Raw genomic sequence first — 10639 nt, forward strand, 5'->3', positions numbered from 1 at the left:
ACTAGTGCGTTGCGGAGATGCTTTCCTTTGCTGCCAGCAAGTCAGCTGTATTATTGATTGCCGGGGCGTGACTAATGCTAGGCACAGCATCGCGACTGTAATTATCTTCAAATCGCACGATATCATCTTCGCCTAGATAGGCGCCAGACTGTACCTCAATAATTTCTAAAGGTAGCAATCCAGGATTTTCCAAACGGTGTGTGACCCCTAGTGGAATGTATGTGGACTGGTTCTCAGTGAGTAAAAACTGCTCATCGCCACGGGTGACTTTAGCAGTGCCCTTCACCACAACCCAATGCTCCGCACGATGATGATGCATTTGCAATGAGAGACTGGCACCGGGGCTGACAACGATACGCTTAACTTGGAAGCGATGCCCTTCATCAATACCGTCATAATAACCCCAAGGTCTTTGCACCTTACGGTGTATATCGCATTCTGTACGCCCTGCTGACTTTAACTGTGCTACAGCGTCTTTCACTAAGTGCAGTTGATCTCTATGCGCCACTAACACAACATCAGCGGTTTCTACCACCACGACATCCTGCATACCGATACAGGCTACCAGACGGTTTTCAGAACGGACTAATGTGCCATTACTTGCAATTGCCAACACATCGCCAGAAAGTACATTGCCATTCTTATCTTTTTCACCAATTTCCATCAGCGCATTCCAAGCGCCGACGTCAGACCAGCCTACGTTCAGTGCCTGCACTGCACAGCGCTTATGTTCACTATCTGCCTGCGATAGCGGCTCCATGACGGCATAGTCGATAGATTCTGACGGGCAATCCATAAATGCGCTACGTTCTACGCGAATGAAGTTATGGTCAATTGCCGCCTCGCTAATTGCTTCATGACAAGCAAGTAAAATATCAGGGCGAAATTGTTTGATTTGACTGAGCCATACCGATGCGCGTAATAAATAAATACCACTATTCCACAAATAATGGCCATCGGCTAAATATTGCTGTGCGGTTTCACTGTCTGGTTTTTCCACAAACTCAGTCAGTTGAGATGCGCCATCATGATTAATACGATCGCCACTGCGGATGTAACCATAACCTGTTTCCGCAGAAGTTGGAACTACACCAAACGCAACAACGACGCCATTTTCAGCCAATGGTAAAGCTTGCATCAGTGCCTGCTGAAAAGATTGCTCATCTTTGATGACATGGTCAGCTGGCATCACTATCATCACAGGGTCGTCCCCATCAGCAGTTGCGGTAAGTGCAGCGATAGTCAACGCTGGTGCCGTATTGCGACCAGCTGGCTCTAATAGTATACGCACCCCTTTTAACCCTACCTGTACTAACTGTTCAGCAGTGAGAAAGCGACAATCCTCTTGCCCGACGACAAGCGGAAGTTGCAGCTGCCAGCCGTCTGGAATAAATGTTTTGTCGATACGCAGTGCTGTCGCCTGCAGCATCGTGTGGCTGCCAGCCAACTGTAACATCTGTTTCGGATAGTGCTGGCGAGAGAGTGGCCATAGGCGCGTACCTGAGCCACCACACAATATGACTGGTAATAAATAATTCATGATTGCTCCGATACGTACATGCTTAATCGCCTGTTATGTGAAGTAGGCACAGCAGCAGTGCTAACGTGCACATGTTTAGACGTCTGCGGTAGAAGTCGGTCAAATTCTTTTTTTACCACTGCATAGCATTCGCAAACGCGCTTTTCGAGGCGTGGTCTATCCAGCACCACAATCAATCCTCTGCTGTATTTGATAATGCCTTCTGCCTGTAATTTACCTGCCGCTTCTGTCACTCCTTCACGGCGAACGCCCAACATATTGGCAATCAGCTCTTGGGTCATTTTTAATTGGCTAGAAGGTAATCTATCAAGACTCAAAAGCAGCCATCTGCATAACTGTTGGTCTATTGTGTGATGTCGGTTACACACTGCAGTCTGTGCCATTTGTGTAATCAGTGCCTGCGTATAGCTCAATGCTAATTCTTGGAGTTTTCCACCTAGCTGAAACTCACGCCTTAAGACTGAGGCTTTCAGTCGATAGCCAAACCCTGTACTTTGCACAACGGCGCGGCTGGGTGTAGTATCCCCGCCCATAAAAAGCGCGATACCTACAAGCCCATCATAACCGGTCACGGCAATCTCTGCCGATGAGCCGTTTTCCATCACATAGAGTAGTGAAACGATGCTGGTGGTAGGGAAATAAGCATGCGTGAGTTTTTGACCAGCCTCATATACCGCCCAACCGAGAGGCATAGGCACGAACTCCAAATCAGGTAACAATCTTTGGTAGTCCTGCAATGGCAACGCGGCAAGAATATCATTCTGCCTAGGGCTCTGACTTTCAGAAGCAATATAGGAAGCCATTTGGTAATTCCTTTCATTTCTACAGCACACACAGCAACTGCTAAATAACTGGATTAATGATTAAACAAGATTAACTAGCACTACTAATTTTTAGTATCCAGATTTTTTTAACACCAAGGTTTTTTATATAAATCCATTATCCGCAGGTCAAAATTTAGGTATGTGCGTTACCGCACGAATCGAACAAAAAAATATATTGATGTGGTTTTTTTATGTGTACGGTAGCGAACAGACATCTGAGGTGGCTAAGACTAAAACGGTAAACATTACTTTTACCGAATGCCTAAAAATGAGACCCCACCCAAAGACCATGACAAGCCATCATTTAGCTGCATCGCTAAAAAAGGCAACTATTTTTGGCATCGCATTATTGTTGATTAACGGCTGTTCGGATAACCAAAAACCAGCCACGCAAATTGTTGCCAAAGTAAACGGTGATGAAATCACCGTGCATCAGCTCAATAATGCACTAGGGAAATTGCCACAGATGCCTGCGGAAAATCTAGCCAGTGTGCGTCTTGATTTAGTCAACAAGCTGGTGAATGAGCAGCTGACAGTACAGCAAGCTTTATTGCATAAACTTGATCGATCACCTGACGTGATGATGCAGATTGAGGCAGCTAGACGAGAGATACTCACTAAAGCTTATTTAAAAGAGGTTGTTGCTGGTTTGCCGAAACCAAGCCCTGAAGATGCGAAGAAATTTTACGATACACACCCTGAGCTATTTGCTGAGAGACGTATCTACAATTTGCAGCAAATCATTATCGTTAATCCGCACCCACCGGTAGCGGAAATAAAGAAATTAACTGCTGATAAAAGCATGAGCGATATCACCACAGCGCTGAAACAGAACAATATTATGTTCTCTGCTAGCGCAGTAACGCGTGCAGCCGAACAAATACCACTCACGACATTGCCCGAGCTAGCCAAAATCAAAGAGGGACAAGTCAGTATTATAGAATCGCCACAATCAATCACGATAGTAAAAGTGGAAGCCTCAAAATTAGCCCCATTAAGTGAGGAACTAGCATTGCAGCGCATTCCGCAATACCTAATGAATGAGAAAGCAAAAATCGCGATTAATGCCAAGCTTGAACAGCTAAAGAGCACATCAAAAATAACCTATATGAATGAGTTTTCTGGCGTAGCAACCGCGGTAGCTTCATCACCGGCTACTGCTGCTAAAACCACAGAGGCTAGCGACAGTGTAGAAAGAGGTATCGCAGGGATTAACTAACAACATTACGCACTGCACAGTCTTCTTTAAAAGCATTCTCTTTGAGAGGTATTTATCATGCGATATTTTTCTTACATCAAGTTATTTTTTATCGTTCTGCTAACGATAACTGCAACTACTGCACACAGTGCTGAGTTAGGCACTGCTGAAATAAGTAATGTGCAAAGCCGAGATTACACCTTGGCGCCTGGTGATGCTATTCGGGTACTGGTATTCCAAAACCCTGATTTGACGCTGGATACGCGTGTGACTGAAAGCGGCACCATCACTTACCCGCTGATAGGTTCAGTCAAAGTTGGCAGCATGTCAATTGCACAGGCTGAAGGTGTTATTGCTTCTGCACTGAAATCAGGTGGTTTCGTACAACAACCGCAAGTGAACATCGTACTGCTACAAGTACGCGGTAATCAAGTTTCCGTATTGGGTGCTGTCAACCGCCCTGGCCGTTTTCCGCTAGAGAGCTTTAATACCAAACTATCTGACATGCTGGCTTACGCTGGTGGTATCAACACCAGCATCGGCACTAACGGCGGCGGTGCTGACATGGTCATCGTGGTCGGCACACGTAATGGTACCCCGTTTCGTCAGGAAATTGATATCCCAAATATATACTTAAACAATCACCCACAAGATGATATTGAGGTAGCGGCCGGCGACGTTATTTTTGTGCCCGCAGCCCCGCAATACTACATTTATGGTGAGGCTCAGCGCCCCGGCTCCTTCCGTATCAAACGCAATATGACGATTCAACAAGCCGTTGCCGAAGCTGGTGGTCCTAGCATACGCGGCACTGAACGTGGGATGAAAATTTATCGTAGCAACGAAAATGGAGAGTTAGAAGTCATCCGTACGAAACCCTCCGATTTAGTACAGGCAAATGATGTGATCTTTGTCACTGAAAGCCTTTTTTAGGGAGCTATCGTGAGCCTACAACAACTATTCATGATCATTAAAGCACGTTACAAAATCGCACTGACAACGCTATTAGTCGTGACGCTTGCAACGCTTGCTGCCAGCCTATTGCTGCCTAAGCGCTATACCGCTAGTACGGCAGTCATGGTGGATATGCACACTACTGATCCTATTATGGGTAACATCGACAGCCCAATGACCGCAGCGTATCTGCCAACCCAGGTCGACATTATCAACAGCGACCGTACAGCACAAAAAGCAGTGAAGGCATTAGGTCTAATTCAAAATAAAGCGGTACATGACAAATGGTTGCAAATGACCAATGGTGACGGTGCGTTTGAAATATGGTTGGTAGAGTTGATGCAAAAAGGTCTTGATGTCAAACCATCACGGGACAGTAATGTCATCACGATTACCTACACCTCAGCCGACCCTAACTTTTCAGCTGCGGTCGCCAATGCATTTGCACAAGCTTATATGGATACCAATATCGAGCTCAAGGTAGAACCGGCTAGACAGAATGCTAGCTGGTTTCAAGGTCAGGGCAAGACGCTACGTGACAACTTAGAGTCGGCGCAAAAAAAGCTCTCAAACTATCAACAACGCAAAGGTATTGTAATTACAGATGAGCGCTTAGATAGTGAAACCGAGAAGTTGAGCGACCTAAATACACAACTCACCATCATAGAGGCTACTTCAGCCGACACGCGCAGCAAAATTAGTGCAAGCAGTAATGCAGAAAACTTGCCTGAAGTGATGTTAAGCCCGCTCATCTATAACTTAAAAGCTGATATCAATCGCCTAGAAAGTAAGTTAAATGAAGCAAGTATCAACTTAGGTAGTAACCATCCACAATATAAAAGAATGCAGTCAGAGCTTGCCTCACTCAAAGAACAATTAGAAAAAGAAACTAGCCATATTGGACGCAGCTACACGACCACAGAGGATGTTAGCCTTAATAAAGCAGCAAACATTCGCGGCTTGATTGCAGCCCAAAAACGTAAGCTGTTTGAACTAAAACATGAGCGGGACGAGGCTAATGTATTACTGAGTGAAGTTTCTTCAGCGCAGAAAGCTTATGACGCAGTTTCTCAACGTTTTACGCAAACAAATCTTGAAGGGCAATCAACGCAGACTAACGTGTCAGTGCTAACACCTGCTTACTCACCACTTAGACCATCTTCACCACTACCAAAGCTATACACATTGATTGCGGTTGTCATCGGAACATTGATTGGTATTGGCTTTGCGCTCATGTCAGAAATGATGGATCGCCGTGTACGTATTGCAGAAGATATTGAACAGTTATTGGGTATCCCCGTATTAGGTGAACTGATAAAACAACAAAGCGCGATAAAACGGTGGTGGCGAAGCATAAGAATATTTAGGCGCAACAAGAAGTTAGAGTTCTCAGTCTGATAACTTTATTGCAGCCTATCTACTTTTACGGAGCACGTTGATTTTACAAAGTACGTCATTTAGGGGCACAAAAACCATGCAAAGTAACCTGCAGACTACGGTCAATAATACGTCGATAAATGCTGACCAGACCTCAATCCATCCGATTAAGAAACCTAATGCTGAACACTCCATTGGTTCTATACTAGTTAAGACGGGTAAATTAGATGCTGAAAAAACTGAGCTCATCCTAAAACGGCAAGCGCTCAAAAATGTTCGTTTTGGTGAAGCAGCCATCCATCTTGGCTTCCTCAAAGAAGATGACATTCGCTTCGCGCTGGCCCGCCAATACGACTATTACTACTTATTACCTGATGATGCTTTAGGCAGTGATGAGCTAATTGCAGCCTACCAACCATTTAGTGATCAAGCGGAAGGCTTAAGAACACTACGTAGCCAACTGAGCTTACGCTGGTTTACCACTTGGCCGTTGAAAAAAACCTTATCTATTGTGAGTTCAGGTAGCGGAGAAGGAAAAAGCTATCTAGCGGCTAATCTCGCTATTATGTTTTCACAACTCGGTAAGCGCACTTTATTGATTGACGCTGATATGCGACATGGGCGCCAGCATGACTTATTCAAGCTACCCAACCAAAATGGATTATCAACCATACTTTCTGATCGCAGTGACGCCACTAGTATTCAGCGTACACCTGCATTTATGGATTTATCTTTATTGACATCAGGCCCGCCTCCACCCAATCCACAGGAGCTACTGGGACGGCAACTGTTCGTTTCATTACTTGCTTATGCTGGCCATGAATTTGATGTGGTTTTAATTGATACCCCATCAGCCACTCAATATGCAGATGCCACTACGATCGCGGTTCTGGGCGGAGGTGCTCTACTAGTGACTAGGCAAGACAAAACACACCTAGAAGATACACGAAAACTCACGGATAGACTCAGTGAGCTTGGTGTGCCTGTGGTAGGAGCAGTGCTGAACCATTTTTAATGACGGCTATTTACAATGTCTAACACAGCACAATTTACGCCAGACAAGCATCAGCCACAAGACTGGTGGCTATGGGTTCCCATCGCTATCGGTTTACTTGCCATATGCCTACCTTCATTTTTTCATCTGATGCAGACCACTTGGCAAACTGAGGAAAACGGCCACGGCCCTATTATTTTAATCGTTGTGTGCTGGCTCATCTGGCAAAAACGCCATGATGTGATAAATGCACCAAACAAACCCAGCGTATTAATCGGTTGGATTTGCTTGGTGTTAAGTCTGCTCGTATTTATTATCGGACGCTCACAATCCATTGATACGATAGAAGTTGCTGCATTAATCCCCATGCTGGTTGGCGTATTGCTATTGATGCGTGGTTGGCAAGCGGTACTAGCTATGTGGTTCCCGCTAGTGTTTATGTTGTTCCTGATTCCTTTGCCAGGCCTGTTAGTGGAAATCATCACCGGCACACTTAAACAACATGTTTCTGTGGTGGCCGAAGAAGTGCTCTATGCAGCAGGTTACCCAATCTCAAGAGTGGGGGTGACATTGAGCATAGGCCAGTACAAACTGTTAGTTGCAGATGCCTGCTCTGGCCTCAACTCAATGTTTAGCCTAAGTGCATTAGGCTTAATCTACCTTTATTTGATGAAGTATAGAAGCTGGTTACACAACTGCCTTTTATTAGTAGCGGTACTGCCTATCGCTTTTGCTGCCAATGTCATTCGTGTCATTACGTTAGTGCTCATCACCTATTACTTTGGTGACGAAGCAGGACAGGGCTTCGCGCATTCGGCTGCGGGAATGTTGCTGTTTGTTGCAGCATTGTTGCTCTTAATAGCTTTTGACGGTGTATTGAGACTGATTTTCTTTAGTAGCAGGAGTGCATCATGAGTCGCCGTCACTTCATCACGCCTATTGTTATCTGCGTGCTCATGATCAGCGCAATGATTGCATCTATTTTACTTAAGCCACACCAACGCATGGCAGATCAGTTGCCGCCACTGAGCTTATCAAAAGCGATTCCGGAGAGATTTGCAGGTTGGGACATTGATAAAAGTATCATACCAGTTAGCCAAAGTGCAGACGTACAGGCCAAACTTGACGAGCTTTACAGCCAGACCTTGGCGCGTACGTATGCTAATGCTCAAGGCCAGCGCATCATGCTCTCTATTGCTTATGGCGCTGACCAAAGTGGCGATGGTAACCAAGTGCACCGACCAGAGTTCTGCTACACCGCACAGGGCTTTCAATTAATCAGCAACATCATTGGCAATCTAACGACGCAATACGGCACGCTGCCTGTCCGTCGCTTGTTAGCAGTGCAAGGTTCCCGTAATGAGCCTATCACTTACTGGGTCACCGTGGGTGACAAAGCCACCCTGCCCGGTATTAAGCGCAAGCTTAATCAATTAGCCTATGGGCTTACCGGCACAGTGCCAGATGGCATGTTGGTTAGGGTTTCCTCAATTGATAACGATAGCGCTAATGCCTACAAGCTACAGGAGGCTTTTATTCAAGATTTATTGCAAGCAATGCCAATTCAAGATCGTGCAAGAGTAGCTGGGAGGTTTGGTGCTTAGTTTTTTTATAACATAAATTTTAATAATAAAAGGTATTCATCATGTTTAAAGTAGCACTTATTACCGGTATTACCGGCCAAGATGGCTCTTACCTAGCCGAGTTATTATTAGCTAAGGGCTATGAGGTACATGGCATAAAACGCCGTGCATCTAGCTTTAATACTGAGCGTATCGACCATATCTACCAAGATCCGCACCATGATGACCAGCGTTTTTTTCTACACTACGGCGACATGTCGGACTCTACTGTGCTGCTACGCATCATCCAACAAATACAGCCTGACGAAATATACAATTTAGCGGCTCAGTCTCATGTAGCAGTATCGTTTGAAGAACCAGAATACACGGCTAATACCGATGCAGTCGGTACGCTACGTGTATTAGAAGCCATGCGTATTTTAGAACTGCAAAAGAAAACTCGTTTTTACCAAGCCTCTACCTCCGAGCTGTTCGGGCTAGTACAAGAAGTACCGCAGAAAGAAACCACCCCGTTCTACCCACGCAGCCCTTACGCGGTGTCCAAAATGTATGCTTATTGGATTACCGTGAATTACCGTGAAGCTTATGGTATGTATGCCTGCAATGGCATCCTATTCAATCACGAGTCACCTCGCCGTGGCGAAACTTTTGTGACGAGAAAAATCACCCGCGCATTAGCGCGCATCAAGCTAGGTTTGCAAGATTGCCTGTATTTAGGAAACTTGAATGCGTTGCGCGACTGGGGGCATGCTAAAGACTATGTGGAGATGCAATGGCTGATGTTGCAGCAGGAAACACCTGAAGATTACGTGATTGCCACTGGCAAGCAATATAGCGTGCGCGATTTCGTCAACATCGCCGCAGCCGAGCTTGGCATCACTATACGCTGGCAAGGAGAAGGCGTTGCTGAGAAAGGATATGACCAACTAGGAAGATGCATTGTAGCCGTCGACACACGCTATTTCCGCCCAACAGAGGTTGATAGCTTGCTAGGTGACCCTAGTAAAGCGAAATCTAAGCTTGGTTGGGAGCCAAAAATCACTTTTGCTGAAATGGTGTCAGAAATGGTGTTGGAAGACCTTAAGTCTGCCGAGCGTGACCATTTAGTCAAAGAACACGGCTACAAAACAATGGCGTACAACGAATGAACATCATGAACCTAAAATCGAAGCAGGACGCACTCCCAAAGACTGCAAAAATCTATGTCTCTGGTCACTCAGGCATGGTTGGCTCGGCTATTGTCAGGCGCTTAATCGCAAGTGGTTATACGAACCTACTGACCCGTCGCCATGCTGAACTTGATTTGCTGGATCAGCGCGCGACCTTAGATTTCATGCAACGAGAAAAGCCAGACTATATCTTCTGCGCAGCTGCAAAGGTTGGTGGCATTATTGCCAATAGTCGCTACCGCGCAGAGTTTATTTATCAGAACCTCATGATGCAGGCCAACCTTATCCATAGCGCCTATCTTAGCAAAGTTCATAGGCTACTTTTTCTAGGTTCTTCCTGTGTCTATCCACGCGACTGCCCACAACCCATCCGTGAGGATTACCTTTTAACCAGCCCACTGGAAGGCACTAATGAACCATACGCTATCGCCAAAATTGCCGGCATAAAAATGTGTGAGGCTTACAACGCACAGTACGGTACGCAATATGTCAGCGTTATGCCCACTAATCTTTACGGACCTAATGATAATTATGACTTGGAAAATAGCCATGTGCTACCTGCGCTATTGCGTAAAACGCATGAGGCCATGATGAGCGGTGATAAGACCATCACGGTATGGGGGTCTGGTAAACCCATGCGTGAATTTCTGCATGTGTCCGACATGGCTGATGCCTGTGTGTTTTTAATGGAGCACAACGTTAGTAATGGACTCTACAACATAGGGACAGGCCGTGATGTCAGTATCAAGCGGCTGGCAGAGGTCATTATGAAAACTGTTGGCTATCGTGGCGATCTTGTTTTTGATAGTAGCAAGCCTGATGGAACGCCACGCAAATGGTTGGATATCAGTCGTATGGCAGATTTAGGTTGGCATGCACAGATTGGTTTAGAGGAAGGCATTAAATCGACTTATCACGATTATGTGAAATATCTGACTGAGCATAGTAACGATCAACGTAATGCGTCTGCACATATAGAGTGATGGTCTCCTTCGATCAT

General features: G+C 45.6%; 10 protein-coding genes. 8 read left to right on the plus strand and 2 right to left on the minus strand.

From position 1 onward, the window contains the following. Position 1 precedes the first annotated feature (1 nt). Positions 2-1540 carry a mannose-1-phosphate guanylyltransferase/mannose-6-phosphate isomerase gene (locus ACSSU7_RS03865; protein WP_492517409.1) on the minus strand — a complete coding sequence of 513 codons (1539 nt, stop codon included), beginning with the start codon at positions 1538-1540 and terminating at the stop codon, positions 2-4. After that, complete coding sequence (locus ACSSU7_RS03870; protein ID WP_492517410.1) at positions 1537-2343, minus strand: Crp/Fnr family transcriptional regulator; 807 nt, start codon at positions 2341-2343, stop codon at positions 1537-1539. The genes ACSSU7_RS03865 and ACSSU7_RS03870 overlap by 4 nt, the downstream gene beginning before the upstream one ends. A gap of 289 nt (positions 2344-2632) precedes the next feature. Between ACSSU7_RS03870 and ACSSU7_RS03875 the strand changes: the two genes are divergently transcribed. From ACSSU7_RS03875 to ACSSU7_RS03910, 8 genes are all read left to right on the plus strand, one after another. Further along, positions 2633-3583 carry an EpsD family peptidyl-prolyl cis-trans isomerase gene (locus tag ACSSU7_RS03875; protein ID WP_492517411.1) on the plus strand — a complete coding sequence of 317 codons (951 nt, stop codon included), beginning with the start codon at positions 2633-2635 and terminating at the stop codon, positions 3581-3583. A 57-nt stretch (positions 3584-3640) separates the two neighbouring features. Further along, positions 3641-4495 (plus strand): polysaccharide export protein EpsE, encoded by an 855-nt coding sequence (epsE, locus tag ACSSU7_RS03880; RefSeq protein WP_492517412.1) that lies wholly within the window; start codon positions 3641-3643, stop codon positions 4493-4495. Between the two features lie 9 nt (positions 4496-4504). After that, positions 4505-5914, plus strand: coding sequence for a chain length determinant protein EpsF (gene epsF, locus ACSSU7_RS03885; RefSeq protein WP_492517413.1), 1410 nt, complete (start codon positions 4505-4507; stop codon positions 5912-5914). Between the two features lie 76 nt (positions 5915-5990). Then, the gene (gene epsG / locus ACSSU7_RS03890) at positions 5991-6908 is read left to right on the plus strand and encodes a chain length determinant protein tyrosine kinase EpsG (protein WP_492517414.1); all 918 of its coding nucleotides are present in this window, start codon (positions 5991-5993) and stop codon (positions 6906-6908) included. Between the two features lie 15 nt (positions 6909-6923). Then, positions 6924-7802 carry an exosortase B gene (xrtB, locus tag ACSSU7_RS03895; RefSeq protein WP_492517415.1) on the plus strand — a complete coding sequence of 293 codons (879 nt, stop codon included), beginning with the start codon at positions 6924-6926 and terminating at the stop codon, positions 7800-7802. Beyond that, on the plus strand, positions 7799-8491 hold the full coding sequence (gene epsI / locus ACSSU7_RS03900; protein ID WP_492517416.1) for an exosortase-associated protein EpsI, B-type: 693 nt from the start codon (positions 7799-7801) through the stop codon (positions 8489-8491). The genes xrtB and epsI overlap by 4 nt, the downstream gene beginning before the upstream one ends. 41 nt (positions 8492-8532) lie before the next feature. Continuing rightward, positions 8533-9618 (plus strand): GDP-mannose 4,6-dehydratase, encoded by a 1086-nt coding sequence (gene gmd / locus ACSSU7_RS03905; protein WP_492517417.1) that lies wholly within the window; start codon positions 8533-8535, stop codon positions 9616-9618. Positions 9619-9623: 5 nt separating this feature from the next. Then, entirely contained in the window at positions 9624-10622 is a 999-nt protein-coding gene (locus ACSSU7_RS03910; RefSeq protein WP_492517418.1) for a GDP-L-fucose synthase family protein, read from the plus strand. Positions 10623-10639 lie beyond the last annotated feature (17 nt).

The sequence above is a fragment of the Methylotenera sp. E1MeOHC1 genome (genome assembly GCF_058745595.1).